This is a genomic window from Bradyrhizobium manausense, assembly GCF_018129685.1.
Classification (GTDB): Bacteria; Pseudomonadota; Alphaproteobacteria; order Rhizobiales; family Xanthobacteraceae; genus Bradyrhizobium; species Bradyrhizobium manausense_D.
Window position 1 is genome coordinate 1,458,012 of sequence record NZ_JAFCLG010000001.1, and the last position, 20,267, is coordinate 1,478,278.

14 protein-coding genes are annotated in these 20,267 nt (G+C 65.2%); 4 read left to right on the top strand and 10 right to left on the bottom strand.

What is annotated here, in order from left to right; genetic code table 11:
- Positions 1–7 precede the first annotated feature (7 nt).
- From fdhF to JQ621_RS07070, 4 genes are all read left to right on the top strand, one after another.
- A complete protein-coding gene (fdhF, locus tag JQ621_RS07055) occupies positions 8–2,881 on the top strand; it encodes a formate dehydrogenase subunit alpha (RefSeq protein ID WP_212233650.1) in 2,874 nt (957 codons plus the stop codon).
- 4 nt (positions 2,882–2,885) lie between these two features.
- Positions 2,886–3,719, top strand: coding sequence for a formate dehydrogenase accessory sulfurtransferase FdhD (gene fdhD / locus JQ621_RS07060; RefSeq protein ID WP_212233651.1), 834 nt, complete (start codon positions 2,886–2,888; stop codon positions 3,717–3,719).
- Positions 3,706–3,942, top strand: coding sequence for a formate dehydrogenase subunit delta (locus tag JQ621_RS07065; protein ID WP_212233652.1), 237 nt, complete (start codon positions 3,706–3,708; stop codon positions 3,940–3,942). The genes fdhD and JQ621_RS07065 overlap by 14 nt, the downstream gene beginning before the upstream one ends.
- Positions 3,943–4,061: 119 nt before the next feature.
- The gene (locus JQ621_RS07070; protein WP_212233653.1) at positions 4,062–6,665 is read left to right on the top strand and encodes a beta-glucosidase; all 2,604 of its coding nucleotides are present in this window, start codon (positions 4,062–4,064) and stop codon (positions 6,663–6,665) included.
- Between the two features lie 179 nt (positions 6,666–6,844).
- On the opposite strand, the gene JQ621_RS07075 is transcribed toward JQ621_RS07070, so the two are convergent.
- The 10 genes from JQ621_RS07075 to JQ621_RS07120 form a co-directional block, all read right to left on the bottom strand.
- Entirely contained in the window at positions 6,845–9,820 is a 2,976-nt protein-coding gene (locus tag JQ621_RS07075) for a bifunctional [glutamine synthetase] adenylyltransferase/[glutamine synthetase]-adenylyl-L-tyrosine phosphorylase (RefSeq protein ID WP_212233654.1), read from the bottom strand.
- Complete coding sequence (locus JQ621_RS07080; protein WP_212233655.1) at positions 9,817–11,277, bottom strand: sensor histidine kinase; 1,461 nt, start codon at positions 11,275–11,277, stop codon at positions 9,817–9,819. Before JQ621_RS07080 ends, JQ621_RS07075 begins: the two co-directional genes overlap by 4 nt.
- The gene (locus JQ621_RS07085; protein WP_212233656.1) at positions 11,261–11,941 is read right to left on the bottom strand and encodes a response regulator transcription factor; all 681 of its coding nucleotides are present in this window, start codon (positions 11,939–11,941) and stop codon (positions 11,261–11,263) included. The genes JQ621_RS07080 and JQ621_RS07085 overlap by 17 nt, the downstream gene beginning before the upstream one ends.
- 315 nt (positions 11,942–12,256) lie before the next feature.
- Positions 12,257–13,834 (bottom strand): Do family serine endopeptidase, encoded by a 1,578-nt coding sequence (locus JQ621_RS07090; protein ID WP_212233657.1) that lies wholly within the window; start codon positions 13,832–13,834, stop codon positions 12,257–12,259.
- Positions 13,835–14,082: 248 nt separating this feature from the next.
- Positions 14,083–14,565 (bottom strand): cytochrome c-type biogenesis protein, encoded by a 483-nt coding sequence (locus tag JQ621_RS07095; protein ID WP_212233658.1) that lies wholly within the window; start codon positions 14,563–14,565, stop codon positions 14,083–14,085.
- A gap of 3 nt (positions 14,566–14,568) precedes the next feature.
- Positions 14,569–16,551: a heme lyase CcmF/NrfE family subunit gene (locus JQ621_RS07100; RefSeq protein WP_212233659.1), complete on the bottom strand. Its 1,983-nt coding sequence runs from the start codon at positions 16,549–16,551 to the stop codon at positions 14,569–14,571.
- Positions 16,548–17,069 (bottom strand): cytochrome c maturation protein CcmE, encoded by a 522-nt coding sequence (gene ccmE / locus JQ621_RS07105; RefSeq protein WP_212233660.1) that lies wholly within the window; start codon positions 17,067–17,069, stop codon positions 16,548–16,550. The genes JQ621_RS07100 and ccmE overlap by 4 nt, the downstream gene beginning before the upstream one ends.
- Before the next feature lie 37 nt (positions 17,070–17,106).
- A complete protein-coding gene (gene ccmI, locus JQ621_RS07110; RefSeq protein ID WP_212233661.1) occupies positions 17,107–18,219 on the bottom strand; it encodes a c-type cytochrome biogenesis protein CcmI in 1,113 nt (370 codons plus the stop codon).
- A 131-nt stretch (positions 18,220–18,350) separates the two neighbouring features.
- The gene (locus tag JQ621_RS07115) at positions 18,351–18,620 is read right to left on the bottom strand and encodes a hypothetical protein (protein WP_212233662.1); all 270 of its coding nucleotides are present in this window, start codon (positions 18,618–18,620) and stop codon (positions 18,351–18,353) included.
- Positions 18,621–18,719: 99 nt separating this feature from the next.
- Positions 18,720–20,123 carry a hypothetical protein gene (locus tag JQ621_RS07120; RefSeq protein ID WP_212233663.1) on the bottom strand — a complete coding sequence of 468 codons (1,404 nt, stop codon included), beginning with the start codon at positions 20,121–20,123 and terminating at the stop codon, positions 18,720–18,722.
- Between the last annotated feature and the right edge of the window lie 144 nt (positions 20,124–20,267).

Here is a 20,267-nt window from a genome sequence, read left to right on the forward strand (position 1 = left end):
AACGACAATGTCTCTGATCGAAGAAATCGACTTCGGCACGCCGCGCTCCAAATCGACCACGATGGTCACGCTGACCATCGACGGCAAAGAGGTCACGGTGCCCGAGGGCACCTCGATCATGCGCGCCGCGATGGATGCCGGCCACCAGATCCCGAAGCTCTGCGCGACCGACATGGTCGACGCGTTCGGCTCCTGCCGGCTCTGCGTCGTCGAGATCGAGGGCCGCGCCGGCACGCCGGCCTCCTGCACGACGCCGGTCATGAACGGCCTCGTCGTCCATACCCAGAGCGAACGGCTGAAGAAGCTGCGCAAAGGCGTGATGGAGCTCTACATCTCCGACCATCCGCTCGACTGCCTCACCTGCGGCGCCAACGGCGATTGCGAATTGCAGGACATGGCCGGCGCCGTCGGCTTGCGCGAAGTGCGTTACGGCTATGAGGGTGAAAACCACGTCTTCGCGAAATCCCATGGCGAGATCAACCCCGCCTGGTTGCCGAAGGACGAGTCCAACCCCTACTTCACCTATGATCCCTCCAAGTGCATCGTCTGCTCGCGCTGCGTCCGCGCCTGCGAGGAGGTGCAAGGCACCTTCGCGCTGACGATCTCCGGCCGCGGCTTCGACAGCCGCGTTTCGCCGGGCATGAGCGAGAGCTTCCTCGGCTCCGAATGCGTCTCCTGCGGCGCCTGCGTGCAGGCCTGCCCGACCGCGACGCTCACGGAAAAGTCCGTGATCGAGATCGGCCAACCCGAGCACTCCGTCGTCACCACCTGCGCCTATTGCGGCGTCGGCTGCGCCTTCAAGGCCGAGATGCGCGGCGAGGAAGTCGTGCGCATGGTGCCGTACAAGGATGGCAAGGCCAATCGCGGCCATTCCTGCGTCAAGGGCCGCTTCGCCTGGGGCTACACCAACCACCGGGAGCGCATCCTCAAGCCGATGATTCGCGAGCGAATCGAGGATCCCTGGCGCGAAGTCTCCTGGGACGAAGCGTTCTCGTTTGCCGCCGCGAAGATGCGCGGCATCCAGACGAAATACGGCCGCGACGCCATTGGCGGCATCACCTCGTCGCGTTGCACCAACGAGGAAACCTATCTGGTGCAGAAGCTGATCCGGGCCGGCTTCGGCAACAACAATGTCGACACCTGTGCGCGCGTCTGCCACTCGCCGACCGGCTATGGCCTGTCGCAGACCTTCGGCACGTCGGCCGGCACGCAGGATTTCGACTCGGTCGAGGACACCGACGTCGCCGTGATCATCGGCGCCAACCCGGCCTCGGCTCACCCGGTGTTCGCCTCGCGCCTGAAGAAGCGGCTGCGCCAGGGTGCCAAGCTGATCGTGATCGATCCGCGCCGCACCGAGATGGTGGAATCGCCGCATGTCAAGGCGTTGCATCTGCCGCTGATGCCCGGCACCAACGTCGCGGTCGTGACGGCGCTGGCGCATGTCATCGTCACCGAGGGCCTCGTCAACGAAGCCTTCGTGCGCGAGCGCTGCGACTGGGCCGAGTTCGAGGAATGGGCAGCCTTCGTCGCGCAGGCCAGGCACAGCCCGGAAGCGACCGCGATCCTGACCGGCGTCGACCCGAAGGTGCTGCGCGAGGCGGCGCGCCTTTACGCCACCGGCGGCAACGGCGCGATCTATTACGGCCTCGGCGTCACCGAGCACAGCCAGGGCTCGACCACCGTGATCGCGATCGCCAACCTTGCGATGGCGACGGGCAATATCGGCCGTCCCGGCGTCGGCGTGAACCCGCTGCGCGGCCAGAACAACGTGCAGGGCTCGTGTGACATGGGCTCGTTCCCGCACGAGCTGCCGGGCTATCGCCACATCTCGGGCGATGCCGTGCGCGACCAGTTCGAGGCGCTCTGGAACGTCAAGCTCAATCCGGAGCCGGGCCTGCGCATTCCCAACATGTTCGACGCCGCGATCGAAGGCACCTTCATGGGCATCTACGTCCAAGGCGAAGACATCCTCCAGTCCGATCCCAACACCAAGCATGTGGTGGCGGCGCTGTCGGCGATGGAATGCGTCATCGTCCACGACCTCTTCCTGAACGAGACCGCGAACTACGCCCACGTCTTCCTGCCCGGCTCGAGCTTTCTCGAGAAGGACGGCACCTTCACCAACGCCGAGCGCCGCATCCAGCGCGTGCGCAAGGTGATGTCGCCGAAGAACGGCATGGCTGACTGGGAGGTCACCATGGGCCTTGCCAAGGCGATGGGCTTCGAGATGAACTACAGCCATCCCTCCGAGATCATGGACGAGATCGCGGCGCTGACGCCGACCTTCGCCGGCGTCTCCTATGCCAGGCTCGACGAGCTCGGCTCGGTGCAGTGGCCCTGCAACGAGACGGCGCCGGAGGGCACGCCGGTGATGCATATCGACGGCTTCGTCCGCGGCAAGGGCAAGTTCATCGTCACCGAATATGTCGCGACCGACGAGCGCACCGGCCCCCGCTTCCCGCTGCTGCTCACCACGGGGCGCATCCTCAGCCAGTACAATGTCGGCGCGCAGACGCGGCGCACCGAGAACGTGGTCTGGCATGCCGAGGACCTCCTGGAGATCCATCCACACGACGCCGAGCAGCGCGGCGTGCGCGACGGCGACTGGGTACGCCTGACGAGCCGCGCAGGCGAGACCACGCTGCGCGCTGAGATCACCGACCGCGTCTCGCCTGGTGTCGTCTACACCACCTTCCATCACCCTGATACGCAGGCCAACGTGATCACGACAGACTATTCGGACTGGGCGACCAACTGCCCCGAATACAAGGTCACCGCGGTGCAGATCTCGCCGTCGAACGGACCGTCCGACTGGCAGAAGTCCTACGACGAGCAGGCTCGGCACTCCCGCCGCATCGCGCCGGCGGAAGCTGCGGAGTAACCGCATGCACGTTCCGGTCCAGGCCATCGACCGCGAGATCTGGCGCGACGGGGGCACGTCTGAAGGCACGCGGCTGATCCCCGAGGAGACGCCGCTGGCGCTGACCTATAATGGCGGCACCTATGCCGTCATGATGGGGACGCCGCAGAACCTCGAGGATTTCGCGGTCGGCTTCAGCCTGGACGAAGGCATCATCAAGTCTGTCGACGATATCAAGTCGCTCGATGTGGTCAGACTCGACGACGGCATCGAGCTGCGGATGTGGCTGGAGCAGGACAACGCCGCGCGCATCAGCGAGCGCCGTCGCCACATCGCGGGTCCCACCGGCTGCGGCATCTGCGGCATCGACTCCATTGCCGAGGCTATCCGGCCGGCCTCTGTCGTGCCGCAGGGGCAGACTTTCACACCGCAGCAGATCATGATTGCGATGCAGGCGATCGCTCCCCTGCAATCGATCAACATGCAGACCCGCGCGGTGCACGCTGCGGCGTTCTGGTCGCCGTCGAACGGCATCGTGGCCCTGCGCGAGGACGTCGGCCGGCACAACGCCCTCGACAAGCTGGCCGGATCGCTGGCGCGCAGCCGCATGGATGCGAGCGCCGGCATGGTGCTGCTGACAAGCCGCGTCTCGGTCGAAATGGTGCAGAAGACCGCCGCGATCGGCGCTCCTGTGATGGTCGCGGTGTCCGCCCCCACCGCACTGGCGGTGCGCACCGCCGCGGCCGCCGGCATCACGCTGATTGCCATCGCCCGCAGCGACGGGTTTGAAGTGTTCACGCACCAGGGCCGCGTCACGGCCCATTATTGTGGACAGGAGATTATCGATGTCGTCGCCTGACCGTCTCGTCTACATGGCCAACCAGATCGGTACGTTCTTCCGCAGCCAGGGCCACGACAAGGCCGTGCCTGGGATTGCCGACCACATCAGGAAGTTCTGGGATCCCCGGATGAAGCGCGCGATCTTCGCGCATCTTGATGCCGGCGGCGATGGCCTCGAGCCGTACGTGCGCGAAGCCTTGACCTCCCTCAAGCAGGCGATTTCCCTTCCAGAAGCGCACTGAACACGCGCGCAGGAGAGAAATCCGGAGCATCGCCGGCGCGCGCCCGCCAGGCAGTCACGCCTATCGTCTTCCGCGTGAACACTCTATCCTCTGGTACCCCGCCCAGAGGAAACATTTTCATGTTAAACAACGTCCGGCTCCGCCCCACCGCAATGCACCTGGCGGCTACGACGTGGCTTGCGCTTGGACTGAGCTGGACAGGCGGTATGGCGCTTGCCGACGACCGACCATGGCTCGATCGCAGCCGTACCGCGAGCGACCGCGCGCAACTGCTCGTCAGGCAGATGACCCTCGAAGAGAAATCCGCGCTGCTCTACGGCTACGGCACGCGAGACATCGACGGCCAGAAATGGCAGGTCTACGTCAAGGGAAACCCGCGCCTCGGAATCCCGGACATGGTCCAGGGCGATTCTCCCGCGGGAATCTGGCAAGGCAGCAGCGACGTGACGCAACTTCCGGCCTCCATCGCGCTGGCGGCCACGTTCTCGCGCGATGCCGCGCGATCCTACGGGCGCATACTGGGACGAGAGACCAGGGCGCTGGGATACGGCGTCATTCACGGCCCCAACATCGACGTTCAGAGGGACCCCCGGCACGGCCGCGCCCATGAGACGTTCGGCGAAGATCCCTGGCTGACAAGCGCCATCGGCACGCAGTACGTGCTGGGCGTTCAGGAGAATGCAGTGATGGCGGACGCCAAGCACTTCGCCGTCAACACCGTCGAGCAGGATCGCAGAACCACCGATGCGCGGCTGTCCCGCAAGGTTCTCGAGGAACTTCACCTCTTTCCGTTTCAGGACGCGATCGAGGACGCCAGCGTCGCCATGGTCATGTGCGCCTACACCAGGATCAACGGCGTGCACGCCTGCAACGATGCAGACCTGCTTCAGGGCGTGCTTCGCAAGCGACTGGGGTTTGACGGCATCGTCCGCACCGATGCCGGCGCAGAGCATTCGTTGCGGTCATTGTCGCTCGGTGTCGATCAGGAATTCCGGTCGGAGAAGTATTACGGCAAGGATTTGATCGCTGCCGTGACCAAGGGTGATTTTCCGGAAGGAGACGTCGATGCGGCCGTCGTCCGGATCATCACGTCGATGATCCGATATGGAATCTTCGATGATCCGCCACAACGTGTCGGGGCCGACCTTGCCGAAAGCAGGCGGCAGGCGCAGGACATTGCGGCGCAGTCGATCGTTTTGCTGAAAAATGACAACGGCATCCTGCCGCTGGACCCGTCAGCGCGCTCGATCGCTGTCATCGGCGCGGCTGCCGCGGACCTGCGCATTCATGGCGGGCCGACGAATCCATCCCCCGCGGGGAAGACGAACTTCCTTGATGCCATCAAGACGCGGATGCCGGAGGCGAAGATCGTCTTCAAGGCGGGTGTCGATCCGATCTACGGCATCGCAGCCGCGAAAGGTTTTCCTCAACTGCCCTCCGGCGCGCTGCGCGCGTTGGACGATACGACGAAGGGGGCGCAAGCCACTTATTACGACCGCGACGGGAAGACGATCGAGTCCCGCATTGACAGCTGCCTGTGCGTGAGCCAGGGCAGCCAGTTTTCCTCGACGGTCACCACATCGCAGGCGGCCCCGAAAGGGACGGGCTCGGTAGTCTGGCGCGCGAAACTGCTGGCCGATGTAGCCGGCCGCTATCAATTCGATACGGTGGCCGACGCGACCGTGACGATTTCGATCGACGGCGTGCGCGTCATGTCCAAGGACAAGGGAGAGGCCGCCGCCGAGGGAGGCCTCGATCTGGCCGCAGGGCCGCATGATATCGAGGTTCGTTTCGCGGGCGACGGCAGTCTCAAGGTCGGTTGGCGTCCTCCTGCACAATCGATCGATGCCGACATCGCCGATGCGGCCCGTGCCGCATCGGTCGCAGATGTCGCGATCGTGTTTGCCAGGGATCTGGAATCGGAAGAGCTCGACCGCCCAACTCTCAGCCTTCCGAATGACCAGGACCGTCTCATCGACGCCGTGCTTCGCGCCAATCCGCGCACGATCGTGGTGCTGGCGACGGGAAGCGCCGTCACGATGCCCTGGCTGGGACGCGCATCGGCGGTCGTCGAAGCCTGGTATGGTGGGACCATGGGCGCAGCGGCCCTGGCCGCGGTCCTGTTCGGCGACATCAACCCAAGCGGCCGGCTGCCGGTCACCTTTCCGCTCAGGGACGACAACCTGCCGACCGCTGACAAGACGCAATTTCCCGGTGTCGATCGTGTGACGTTGTATCGCGAAGGTCTTGAAAGCGGATATCGCTACTTCAACGGTGCGAATGCCCCGCGACCGCTGTTTGCCTTCGGCCATGGCCTATCCTATTCGACGTTCGCTTTCAGCGACATCGTCGTGGACCGCGCCGATTTCAGGATCGGTGTTCCGGGAAAGGATGCGACCTTCAAGGGTTGCCCGGGGGTCTCAGTCAGCGTCAAGGTCACGAATACAAGCCGAGTCAAAGGCGCCGCCGTTCCCCAACTCTACATGACCTATCCCGAGGCATCGGGAGAGCCGACGGCCCTGCTTCGTGCCTTCGACAAGGTCGACCTCTTGCCGGGAGAATCCAAAATCGTCACCTTCGTCCTCGACCAGCGCGCGTTCTCGAACTTCAGCGAACGTTCCAATGGCTGGGTCGTCGACGCAGGACTCTACAAGATATCCGTCGGCGCGTCCTCCGTCGATCGCCCCTTGAGCCTCGATGTGGAAGCGAAAAGCGGACCTTGAGACGTTGCGACAGCAGAGCACCTCGCTGACTGGAGGACGGCGATAACCATCATGTGACATGCTGCCACCCAGAGCGCGATGAGTTTTGGTTGAATCGAAGGCGCCCCAAGACTCGGGTCACCTCTCCCGTAGGGAGAGGTGAGCCACAGACAGCCGAGCGAACCCAATTTCATCATCCTCTAGGAAATGCTGCCGCCGACGATCTCCCGAAACGCCTTTCGCACCTCGCCTTGGGTCTCCTTGACGCGCGCTTCCAGCGAGGAGAAATCCGGCGCATCGCCGGCGCGCGCCATGACGCGTTGAAGATCCGTGCCCGCCGTTTCCGGCTTGAAGCGATCGCTGACGCAGAGCCGCAAGATCTGCGTCAGGTCATGATAGAGCCGCGCCGCGGCGCGCAGGATTTCCGCCTCCGACTGGGCGATGATGCCCAGTCTTGCGGCGTTCTCCAGAACCTGCACCGTGCCGACGTCAAGTATCTCTGGCTTGTCATGGGCATGAACGAGCTGGAGATATTGTGCAATGAAATCGATATCGACCATGCCGCCCGAGGCGTATTTCAGGTCCCAATAATCGGTCTCGCCCTTCTCCTGCGCGATGGCGCGGCGCATGTCGGCAACGTCGGTGGCCGTGATCGCAGGGTCGCGGCGGCGGGTCAGGACTTCGCGGATGATCTGTTCGATCCGCATGGTGAACTCGGGCGATGCCGACACCACACGCGCACGCGTCAACGCCATGTGCTCCCAGGTCCAGGCCTCGTTGGCCTGATAATCCGCGAAGGACGCAAGCCTCGACGCCACGGGGCCGGCACGCCCCGAGGGACGCAGCCGCATGTCGATCTCGTAGAGCACGCCGTAGTTGGTGCGCGTGGTGAAGGCGCTGATCAGGCGCTGGGTGAAGCGCGCGAAGTAATGTGCACCATGCAGCGATTTTGGCCCGTCCGAGTCGGGGGCCTCGCCGTCGAAATCATAGAGCAGGATCAGATCGAGATCCGAAGACGCGGTCATCTCGCGGCTCCCGAGCCGCCCCATCGCGATGATCGCCGTCTCCTGCCCCTTGATCCGGCCATGCTGGGCGGCAAAGCGATCGGCGACGAGACCATGAACGGTGTGAACGATGCCCTCCGCAACGTCGGCGAAAGCCGTGCTCGCCTGCTGCGCCGAGACCGTGCCGGAGAGGATGCGCGTGCCAATCAGGAACAGGCTCTCCTGCCCGAACAAGCGCAGGCGATCCAGAAACTCCTCGTAGGAACTCGCGTCCTGCACCGTGGTCGCAAGCCGTGCCGACAATTCCTGGCGATCCGGCATCGCGCCGAAGAAGCGCGGATCGATCAGGCCGTCCATCAGCTGCGGCTGCCGCGCCAGCATCTCGCCAAGCCGGGGCGCAGCGCCCAGCACGAGTGCCACAAGCGCGACGAGATCGCGGTTCTGGCCGAGCAGCGTGATCAGCCGGCCGCCGCGCTGGAGCGCTTGGAGGAAATGGTCGAATGCAACGACCGCCCGGTCCGGCTCCTCGGCGTGCGCGAGGCCGTCGATCAGCGCCGGCACGAATTCGACGAAGGCGTTTCGCGTCTGCTCACTGCGGAAGACGCGGTAGTCGCCGGTGAGCCAATCACGGATGGTCTGCGCCACGGCCGCGGGCTTCTTGAAGCCGAGCGTCGTCAGGTGCTGGAGCAGGCGCGGATCTTCGGGGCCGGCGCGATAGTCGATCGCCGGCAGGCTTGCCGTGCCGGTTGGATCATCGCCCTCGAACAGCTTTTCGTAGTGGCCCTGGACGATCCCGAGCTGACGCAGCAGATCGCGTGCAAAGGTCTCGCGGCTGTCATAGCCGAAGAACCAGGCGAAGCGTTCGACCGCCTCCCTGTCCTCGGGCAGCGCATGAGTCTGCTCGTCGGCGATCATCTGGAGACGATGCTCGACCCGGCGCAGGAATTCGTAAGCCGTGGTCAGCTCGTCACGTGCCGCAGTGGTGATCCAGTTGCGAGCCGCGAGGATGTCGAGCGCGGCAAGCGTCGATCGCACCCGCAGTTCCGGATGGCGGCCGCCGGCGATCAGCTGCTGGGTCTGGGCGAAGAATTCGATCTCGCGGATGCCACCGCGGCCGACCTTGACGTTGTGGCCCTCGACCGCGATCTCGCTCTGGCCGCGATAGGTCTGCATCTGCCGCTTCATGTCGTGCACGTCGGCAAGGGCGGCGAAGTCGAGATGCTTGCGCCAGACGAAAGGCGCGATTTCGGCGAGCAGCGCTCCGCCGGCTTTGGGATCGCCGGCGCAAGCGCGCGCCTTGATCATCGCGGCGCGTTCCCAGGTGCGGCCCTCCCGCTCGTAATAGTTCAGCGCGGCGTCGCGCGAGATCGCGACCTGCGTCGAGGACGGATCGGGACGCAGCCGCAGGTCGACGCGGAACACATAGCCGTCATAGGTGCGCTGCTGAAGAATACGGGACATGCCCTGCGTCACCCGGACGAAGAACGGCTGCGGCTCGATATCGGGCGCGAGCGTCGTGGCGTCAGGATCGAAGAACACGATGAGATCAATGTCGCTGGAGTAGTTCAGCTCGCCCGCGCCCATCTTGCCCATGGCGAGCACGATCAGGCCGCAGCCGATCTCCGGAGCCTCCAGGTTGGGAGGCAGGATTTTTCCACGGGCGGCCTCCTGACGCAGCAGGTATTGGAGCGCCGCCTGCACCGAGGCCACTGCAAGGTCGGTCAACGCCGCCGTCACGCGCATCACCGGCCACACCCCGCCGATATCGCACAGCGCGATCAGCAGCGCCGCCTCCGATTTCATGCGACGAAGCAGCCGCATCACCTCGGCCTCGTCTGACGTGGCAAGCACGGCGCCCCGCGCCTCCGCGATCAGCGCGGCAAGCTGTGCATCCGGTTCGCATTCGAGCAATCGGATCAGGCGAAGCGGATCGGCCCGCACCAGATCGAACAAGTAAGGTGAGAATTCAGCGATCCCGTCGAGAATATTCCGGGCAAAGGGAAAGGCCAGCAAGGCCTCAATACGAGCCGATTGCGCAGGCTCGAGCTCGGCCAGCCAATTCTCGAAACGTCGTTCGTCTGATCTGGAAGCGGCAATATGGGGAGCCTCCACGAAGCGCGTGGCCAGGCTCTCACCATGCTTGTCCGCGTTTCCCGGCGCGGAGTGGTTCATGCCACCTTCTGTGGCACATCCGGTATTGGAGGAGCAACCCTGTCGCCGGCTCCTGCCCGCGCCGGCAACACCAGCGTGGCGACAAGGCCGGGTTGGGCATCGCCCAGCCTCAATTCACCGCCATGCAATGTGGCGACGGCGGACGCAAGGCTGAGGCCGAGACCGGAGCCCGGCATGGTACGGCTCGCCTCCAGCCGCACGAATCGCTCGACGACGTGCTTGCGATCGGCTTCGGGGATGCCCGGTCCGCGGTCCGTGACGCTCAGTAGCACCTGGTCACCCTCGCGCTTCGCCTCGATCGTGATCTGCCTGCTATCCATGCTGACGACGGTTCCCGCCGGCTCCGAGCCCGGCTTGCCGTATTTGATCGCGTTCTCGACGAGATTGGCGAGTGCCTGGCTGATCAATTCGCGATTGCCGTGAATGGGCGCCGTCTGGGTCTTGACCTTGAGGGTCATGCCGTCGTCTTCGGCCAGCGGCTCGTAGAGCTCGTGAATGCCTTCAGCGACATCGGCGGCGTCGAAATCGTCCATGTTGCCGCGCGCCTGACCCGACTCCGCGCGCGCGATCATCAGCAGCGCATTGAAGGTGCGGATCAGCCCGTCGGACTCCTCGATGGTTCGCTCCAGCGCCGCACGGTAGTCGGCCTCGCAGCCTGATTTCGCCAGCGCCTCCTCGGCGCGGTTGCGCAGGCGCGTCAGCGGCGTCTTGAGGTCGTGGGCGATGTTGTCGGAGACCTCCTTCAGCCCCGCCATCAGCGCCTCGATCCGCTCGAGCATGGCGTTGAGATTTTCGGCAAGACGGTCGAGCTCATCGCCGCTGCGCCCCACCGGCAGGCGCTCGCTGAGATCGCCGGTCATGATGCGATGCGCGGTGCCCGACATCGCGTCGATGCGCGTCAGCACCCTGCGCGCGACGAAGACGCCGCCGCCGAGGCCAAGCACCACCACGATCAGGATCGACCATTGCGCGGCCTTCGCCACGATGCCGAACAGCCGCCGCCGCTCATCGAGATCGCGGCCGATCAGGAGCCGGAAGCCGTTCGGCAACTCGGTGACGCGCACCAGGGCGCGGTGATCGCGCTCGTCCGCGTCCTCCATCCGGCGATAGGCCGTCTCCGACCAGCCTGCAATTGCCATGACGCCCGGGGCGAGCTGGCCGACATTGCCGGCGATCGCCTGCCCGCTCGGCGTCGTCACGAGGTAGAGATTGGCCCCCGGCCGCAGCGCCCGATATTCGATCGCGCGCGCGAGGCCGAACAGGCCACGGCGGATGTAGATGTCGTTGATCTCGGCGGTTTCGACGTTGACGGTCTGCGTGATTTCTTCGGTGATCAGCCGGCGCGTATTCCAGGCGAAATAGGCGAGCAGCGATGCGGCGAACATCGCAAACAGGAACAGGTAGACCAGCGTCAGCCGGAATGCCGTCGTTCTGATCAGTTTACCGAATGCCGTCACGGATCATATACCCGGCGCCGCGGATCGTGTGCAGCAGCGGCCGCTCGAATCCCTTGTCGATCTTGGAGCGCAGCCGCGAAATGTGCACGTCGATGACGTTGGTCTGCGGATCGAAATGATAGTCCCAGACGTTCTCAAGCAGCATGGTGCGCGTCACCACCTGGCCGGCATGCTTCATGAGGTATTCGAGCAGGCGGAATTCGCGCGGCTGCAGCGTCAGCTCATCCTTGCCGCGGGCGACGCGATGGGAGAGCCGGTCGAGCTCCAGATCCCCGACGCGATAGAGGGTGTCCTCGACCGGGCCACCGCGGCGGCGCGACAGCACCTCGACGCGGGCCAGCAGCTCGGCGAACGAATAGGGCTTCGGCAGATAGTCGTCGCCGCCGGCGCGCAGACCCTTGATGCGGTCGTCGACTTGCCCCAGCGCGGAGAGAATCAGCACCGGTGTCGTGTCACCCTTGTCGCGCAGCGCGCCGATCAGCGACAGGCCGTCGCGCTTGGGCAGCATGCGATCGACCACCAGCACGTCGTAATCGCCGTTCTCGGCCATGGCGAGGCCTTCCTCGCCGTCACCGGCGTGGTCGGCAATGTGCCCGACCTCGCGAAAGGCCTTGACGAGGTAGTCGGCGGATTCGCGGTCGTCTTCGATGATGAGGAGGCGCATCGTGCGTTCGGCGGCGGTCAAGGAGGTCAACCTTCTCTAAACATGGCGCGAGCGGCAATCGCATGCAAGCCGAGTGAACGAGACCCGGGTCGGCAAAAAAGGCGGGCGGTGAAGCTGGGGGGACCTCACCGCCCTAGACCTTCCGACGGAGGGGGGCGTTTTTCCACCGGAAGGTAGGCGTGGGGAGCGCGCGTTGCGCAGCTCCCCGGAAGAGCGCCGGCGGCGGGGGCGACTACGCCGGCGACACCCTTCATCTCGTAAGCCTCCTGAGGCTCAGCCCTGGTCAGCCCCTGCCGACCCTTGCTTGGCCCTTGCCTAACCTTTGGCGATGGGCACCGCGACGAAGCGCGACTGGCCGCCGCTCTTCACGCGCATCAGGACGCTGTTCTTGTTGTCGGTCCGCGCCGCGGTGATGGCGTCGCGAACGTCGCCGGCGGTGCTCACGCTCTTGCCGCCGACTTCGAGAATCACGTCGCCTTCCTTGAAGCCGCGTTCGGCGGCTGCGCTCTTCGGATCGACTTCGGTGACCACGACGCCCTCTTTGCCGGCGCCGGCCACGGAGTTGGCAGGCGCAACGGTCATGCCGAGCTTCGGCACGTCGGTACCCTTGCTGGCGCCCTTGCCGTTGTCGTTATCGGTGTCGGCCTTCGCCTCGACCGTGTTCGGCAGCTGGCCGAGGGTGAGATTCACGACCTTGTCCTGGCCCTTGTGCAGCACGTTGAGCTTCACCGACGCGCCGGGCGCCATGCCGCCGATGGTGCGGGCGAGCTCGCGCGCATCCTTGACGGCTTCGCCGTTGACCGCAGTGATGACATCGCCGGACTCGATGCCCGCCTTGGCGGCAGGACCATCTCTCTGCGGCTCCGCGACGAGCGCGCCTTCGGCCTTCTTCATGCCGAGGCTGTCGGCGATATCAGAGGTGACGGGCTGAATCTGCACGCCAATCCAGCCGCGGCTGACCGAGCCCTTGTCCTTGAGCTGGGCAACGACGCTCTTCACGGTGTTGGCCGGGATCGAGAACGCGATACCGACGCTGCCGCCGGAAGGCGAGTAGATCGCGGTGTTGACGCCCATCACCTCGCCGTTGGTGTCGAAGGCCGGACCGCCCGAATTGCCCTTGTTCACGGGCGCGTCGATCTGGATGAAATCGTCATACGGGCCGTTGCCGATGTCGCGGCCGCTGGCCGAGACGATGCCCGCGGTGACGGTGCCGCCGAGGCCGAACGGGTTGCCGACCGCGAGCACCCAGTCGCCGATCCGCGGCTTGCTGTCCGCGAGCTTGGCGAAGGGGAAGTTCGAGCCGCCCTCGACCTTGATCAGGGCCAAGTCAGTACGCTGGTCGGTACCGATCACCTTGGCGCTGTAGGTCTTGCCGTCGTCGGTGGTGACCTCGACCTTGTCGGCGCCATCGACCACGTGATTGTTGGTCACCGCATAGCCGTCAGCGGAGATGAAGAAGCCGGAGCCCTGGCCCTGCACGACGCGGCCACGGCCACCCTTCTGGCCCGGGAATCCGTCGGGACCGCCAAAGCGGCGGAAGAAGCGCTCCATCGGCGAGCCGGGCTGGAACGGCGATTGCGCGTCGTCGCCATCGTCGTTGCTTGCGGTCTTTTCCTTGATGTTGACCTTCACCGAGATCACCGAGGGCTTCACGCGCTCGACGATGTCGGCAAAACCGATCGGACGCTCGACCTTCTTGACCTCGTTATTGACCTGCGCGTTCGCCGGGGTGGAGAACAGATCGGCGGGCGACGTCGACGGGCTGAAGCCGTGGACCGCGATGCCGAGACCGGCGACGACCGAAGCCATCAGCGCGATCCTGCGGGCGGAAAATACCGAACGGCGGGGCTGCCGATAGGACGGAAGGTTCGTGAGGTCGATACGGTCGCTCATGCAGAGGTCTCCAGGGCCTTGAAATCCATGTGGTGCCGATGGCAGCACCTTACGGACCTGAAGATGGGGGTCGCAGCCTTACCGCGCGCTGGCTGGGGGGTTAAACTTTCGTAATGAAGGAGGAGGCGCGCTGCGGCAGTTTAACGCAGGGCAAAAATCGCGGTCCTTCAGGAACTTAAAACGGTTCGGGCGACGCGCGGCGAAGCGCCCGTTGGGGGCGATAAACGTCCCGCGCATCACCGATATGGCTAGGACGACTTTGCGTCTTCGGACATCAACGCCGCGAGCTTGGCTTCTTCGTCGGGCGTCAGCGGCGGCGTCGGGGCATCTGCACCGTCGTGCGCGCGACGGCGATTTTGCCACCACAGCGCAAAGCCGCCAGCGACCAGCAGCAGTGGCGCGAGCAGCCACAGCAGCATGGTCTGCCGTTCGAAGCGCGGCTTGAGCAGCACGAACTCGCCATAACGCGCGACCAGGAAATCGAGCACTTGCGAATTGCTGTCACCCGCCGCGATCCGCTCGCGCACGAGCAGCCGCAGGTCGCGCGCGAGCGGCGCATCGGAATCGTCGATCGACTGGTTCTGACAGACCATGCAACGCAGCTCGCGCGACAGATCGCGCGCGCGCGCCTCCTTCACCGGATCGGACATGATCTCGTCGGGCTGCACGGCGTGCACCGCAGGCACCGCCAGCAGCATCAGCGCGACTAAAGCGGACATCATCCGGCGCATCGATCACTCCGCCGGTTGCAGGCGCTGCCTGGCCCGCGCCGGCTTCGGCGCACCGACCCGCAATCGCCGGTCGGACAACGACAGCACGCCGCCGAACGCCATCAGCACCGGCCCCCACCAGATCAAGAGCACCAGCGGCTTGTGATAGATCCGCACGGCGATCGCGCCTTCGGGGGTGACGTCGCCGAGCGAGATGTAGAGCTGGCTCGCGCCACGAGTCAAAAGCGCAGCCTCGGTGGTCGAAGACCCTCGCGTGGTAAAATTGCGCTTCGACGGCGTCATCACGCTGAGCGGTTCGCCACCGCGGCTGACGTTGAACTGGGCGATCATCTCGCGGTAGTTCGGCCCCTGCCGCTCAAGCAAACCGTCCAGCTTCAGATCATATCCGGCGACCTGCGCGACGTCGTTCGGCTTCATCGTCGCGATATATTCGCTGTTCCAGGTGGTCTCGCAGACGATCCCGATCATGGCGACGCCGAGGCCGGCGTGCGCAAATGCCGTGCCCCAGGCCGAGCGCGGCAGGCCGCGGGCGCGATGCAAGGTCGTCGTAAACGGCAGGCGAAACAGACCCGTGCGCTCGACCATGTCGGTCACGGCGCCAGCGATGACAAAAACGCCGAGCCCGATCGCCAATGGCGCCAGCGCGCTGCCGCCACGTGTCCAGGCCCACACAAGGGCGATCACCACGAGGCCCGCGACACCGGCCGCCAGCAGGCGCTGGGTGACACCGAGCAGATCGCCGCGCTTCCAGGCCAGCATCGGCCCGAACGGCACGGCGAGCAGCAGCAGCACGAACAGCGGCACGAAGGAGAGATTGTAGAAGGGAGCCCCGACCGACATCTTGAAGTCGGCGAGCACTTCCATCGCCAACGGATAGAGCGTTCCGAACAGCACGACGGCGCAGGCCACGGTGAGCAGCAGATTGTTCAGCACCAGCGCGCCCTCGCGCGAGATCGGCGCGAACAGGCCGCCCTGCTTCAACGAGGTCGCGCGGCCCGCAAACAGCGACAGGCTGCCACCGATGAACAGGCAGAGGATCAGGAGAATGAACACGCCGCGGGTCGGATCATTGGCGAAGGCGTGCACGGAGGTGATGACACCCGAGCGCACCAGGAAGGTGCCGAGCAGCGACAGCGAGAAGGTCAGGATCGACAGAAGGATGGTCCAGACCTTCAGCGCGTTGCGCTTCTCCATCACCAGCGCCGAATGCAGCAGCGCGGTGCCGGCGAGCCACGGCATCAGCGAGGCGTTCTCGACCGGGTCCCAGAACCACCAGCCGCCCCAGCCGAGCTCGTAATAGGCCCAGTACGAGCCCATGGCGATGCCGAGCGTCAGGAAGATCCAGGCGACCAGCGTCCACGGCCGCACCCAGCGCGCCCAGGCCGCATCGATCCGCCCCTCGATCAGCGCCGCGATCGCAAAGGAGAACGAGATCGAGAAGCCGACATAGCCGAGATAGAGCATCGGCGGATGCACGGCCAGACCAATGTCCTGCAGCACCGGGTTGAGGTCGCGTCCCTCGATCGGCGGGTTGACGATGCGCAGAAACGGATTGGAGGTGATCAGGATGAAGAGATAAAAGGCGCTCGCAATCCAGGCCTGGACGGCCAGCACATGCGCGCGCAGCGACAGCGGCAGATTGTTGCCGAAGGCCGCGACCAGCCCGCCGAACAGCGCCAGGATCGACACCCACAACAGCATCGAGCCTTCATGGTTTCCCCACACGCCGGTGATCTTGTAGATCAGCGGTTTCATGGAGTGCGAATTCTCGTAGACGTTGGCGACGGAGAAGTCCGAGTTCACGTGGAGCGTCACCAGCGCAATGAAGGATGCGCCGACGAACAGGAGCTGCGCCAGCGCGGTGGAGCGCGCCACGTTCATCAGCGCGGGATCGCGCAGGCGCGCGCCGATGACAGGCACGAAGGACTGGATCAGCGCCAGCGCGAGTGCCAGCACCAGCGCGTAATGTCCTGCTTCCGCGATCACCGCACTGCTCCCTGCGAATTGCCCTGCGCCGTCGTCGCCGCCGGCTTCATGCCATCGGAATTCTTGTTGGAATCCTTGGCGCCGTAATCGTCCTTCCAGTGCCCCTGCTTCTTCAGGGCATCGGCGACGTCCTTGGGCATGTAGGTCTCGTCATGCTTGGCAAGCACGGTGTCGGCCTTGAACACGCCGTTGCCATCGAGCGCACCTTCGGCGACGACGCCCTGCCCTTCACGGAACAGATCCGGCAGGATGCCCTTGTAGGCGACGGGCAATTTGGCGCCGCCATCGGCAACTTCAAACGTCACGGCGAGATTGTCGCCGCGCTGGAGCGAACCGGGCTGCACCAGGCCGCCAAGACGGAAACGTTTGCCGGGCTGGACGTGCTTTTCGGCCACCATGGTCGGGGTCGAGAAGAACACGATGGAATCGCGAAGTGCGTTGAGCACCAGCGCGGCCGCGAGCGCGAGCACGCCGAGCGAGCCGCCGATGATGGTCATACGTCGCTGCTTGCGCGTCATGGCGTATCCGTTCTCCGCTCGCCTCGTCCTGCGACTGTCATCCGTCGAGCCCGAGAGTCCTGAGGCCTTCATTGAGTTGGCGCAGCCGCTCGGTATCCTTGGCAACCGCCTGGCGGGCGTCGGTCGTCGCACCAAGCGCCTTGTCGCGATCGCCCATCACGAGATAGGCGCGCACCAGACGCAGCCAGCCCTCGACGTCGTCGCCGTTCTGCTTGAGGCGCGTGGCGAGACGTTCGACCATGCCGCGGATCATCGCGTTGCGATCGCCGTCGTTCATCTCCTTGGACGCCGCGATGGTCTCGTCCGGGAGCGCCGGCATCGTCACGCCGCCGCCGACCCGCGCGAGCGAGGTCTGCACCAGGGGCCGCCACGGCGCATCCGCCGGTGCTTTCGCCAGCAGCGCGCGCCAGATGTTGGCGGCGTCGTCCTTGCGGCCGTCCTGCTCGGCCGCGAGCCCGAGGAAATAGTTCGCCTTGGGATCGTCGGCGCTCAGCGCATGCGCGCGCTCGAACTCGGCCTTGGCCTCCGCCGTCACCACGCCGCTGGCAGCAGCCGCGATCGCCTCGCCGAGATCGGAGCGGCGCTCGGCGCTCTCGCCGTTATAGGTGATCGAATTGCGATAGGCGCGCACGGCCTCGTCGAAACGGCCAAGACGCTCCAGCACCGGCGCAAGCACGTTCCAGCCGCGACCATCGGTCGGATTCTTCTCCAGATGTTGCTGGACCTGCGCCACGAGGTTTTCGAGCGACTGCGCCATGTTGGTGCCAGCCCCGGGCTCGCGCTGCGCCAGCGGGGCATCGCGAAGTGCGGGCGAGCCGAGCGGACCATAAGTCGCGACCGCCACCAGAGGCAGGCCGACGAGCGCCAGCACGGCCGCTGCGCGGCGCCATCTGAGGTTGGGTGCCGGGGCGATCGCGGACTCGCTGCTGTCAGCGGCGAGAAGCCTGCGGCTTATCTCGATGCGCGCCGCCTCGGCTTCCGGCGCGGCGATCAGTCCTGCGGCAAGATCGCGCTCGATCTCAGCCAGCTGGTCCTTGTAAACCGCGACTTCGCTGCCTTGATTGTCGGGACGTCCGCTACGGCCGAGCGGCCAGATCACGGCGAATATCGCCGCGACCGTCATCAGCGCGAACACGAACCATAGCGTCATCGGGCAAGCTTCCGGCGGCGCGCAAGCCGCGCCTCCATGTGGCTTTACACCACGGCCGGACGATGCGGCAATTGACAATTGTCAATTTGGCGCGAGCGCGCGCGGTCCCGAAATAGTGAAAATCCAACGGCTTAGCCGATCTCGAAGTCCGCGCTTTGGGCGGCGTGCTCGCCGTGTCCGTTGAGGGCCCTCAGGAAGTATGTTCCGGGCGCGATGGCGTCGGGCAATCGGATTCGCAAGGCCCCGACCGGAACAGGCGAGGCGACGCGTGTCACCGTCTCGGGCAGTTGCCGACCGCTTGCCTTTTCGACCAGCACCACCTTCGCGCCGACCATCAACCTTTGATATTTGGCAACAATGACGCGGTTTTCAATTTCGATGGAGCTGATAATGGGTTTCATGCGCCCACAGATAGAAATTCCAACTGCATGCGCGGGACCGTAGGGCCCTCAGCCGGCACCGTCAACCACAAATTGTGGATACGAAAAATTGCGCCTGAATCAGCTCGCGCGCGTCGATTTGCGCTCGCCGGTCGCCGCGTTCTCCGCGGCGCGGCTCATCAGCGAGGCGTAATCGTCGCCGAACAGCACCTGGCAGAAGCGGATCGCGGCCTGAACCTGCTGTTGGCGGTAGGTGCGGACCTTGTGATCGGCGCCGCGCAGCGACTGCACCGCCTGCTCGGTCGACCGCTCCACATATTGCTGCAGGTCGGAATAGGTGCGCAGCGTCACCTCGTTGATCGCCAGCTCGCTGGCGTAGTTGCGGCAGGTCGCGACGAAGTCGATCAGCGCCACGGTCTCCTCGACCTCGGTGATGTCGATCCGTGCTCCGGGCGGAATGTCCTTTTCAGGGCGCTGGCGCAGGATGCGGCGAACGCGGCCGGGAACGCTGTCGATCTCCGATTGCAGTGCATTGGAGATGTCGGCCCGGATCGAGGTCAGCTGCTTGCCCCAGACGGAATCGTTGCGCAGGTCGAGTTCGGTGCGCAGGCCGCGCACGCCGTCATGCAGCGTCTTCAGATTGTCGGCGATGGTCTCGAAATGACCGCGCTTGATGTCCATGCGCAGATTGGCGGCGACGCGAGACAAGTCGTGCAGCGCAATCGTGACGGCGACGCCATAGGGCGTCGCGGCGACACGGATCTCGTCATCGGACGCGGCGATCTTGATGGCAAGGCGAATGATCTGCCACGGCGCGGTCATGCGCTGGACCACCATTGACAGTGCAAACGGCAGCATCTGCGGGGTCTGCAGCGCAGGAATGTTCAGCGCAGCGGTCACCGAGGCGATCTGGGGATCGCCGAACGCACGCAGAAAGCGAGGCAGCTTTTCATTGAGCGTGGCGATCGCCTCGCGAACGGCGAGCACCGCGCCGATCGAATAGAGGTCTTCGATCACGCTGGGCGGACCGACACGTGCGAGCGCGCGCGACTTGTCGCCGCCGCCCGGCCCTGTGAGCTCGAAGATGGCGTCGGCGGCAACCGCCTGGAGCTCTTGTGCCAGCGCCTCGACCTGCCCCGAATTGTCTGTCGCCGGCATGCGCGCGAGCGCCGCCTCGAATTCGCTGATCTTGTCGGGGGCGCCATCGCGGCCGAGCCATTGCCAGATCGGATGCAGCGAGGAGCGGCGGATCTGGCCGACCCGGATCGGGGCGCCGGCCTCCACCAGGAACGGTTCCAGCACCTGGAACAGCAGCCGCGACAGATCGTCGGTCCGCGGCGGTGGAGCTTCGTCGGCCTCGCTCTTGCGCACGATCTTGCGCAGCTGCTCGAGCACGAGGGTCGCCACAGCCGTGTCCTGGCCGCGCTCGAGCGCGCGCTCGAACTCCCGCATCAGCAGCGCCTGCGCCTGCGGCGGGAGCTGTGCGAGATATTCCCTCAGCCGCTCGATCGATGTCTGGCTCATGCGCCCGGGTAATGCACGGTAAGATGGCGGACGTAGGATGCGTCCTCGCCGATCATAGGTGGGCGCGCCTTAAGAAGCCGTTGAGGACGTCGTTCCGAATACCTCCGGTTTCGCCCGGAAGCCAAAATAATCGTTTGAGATCAG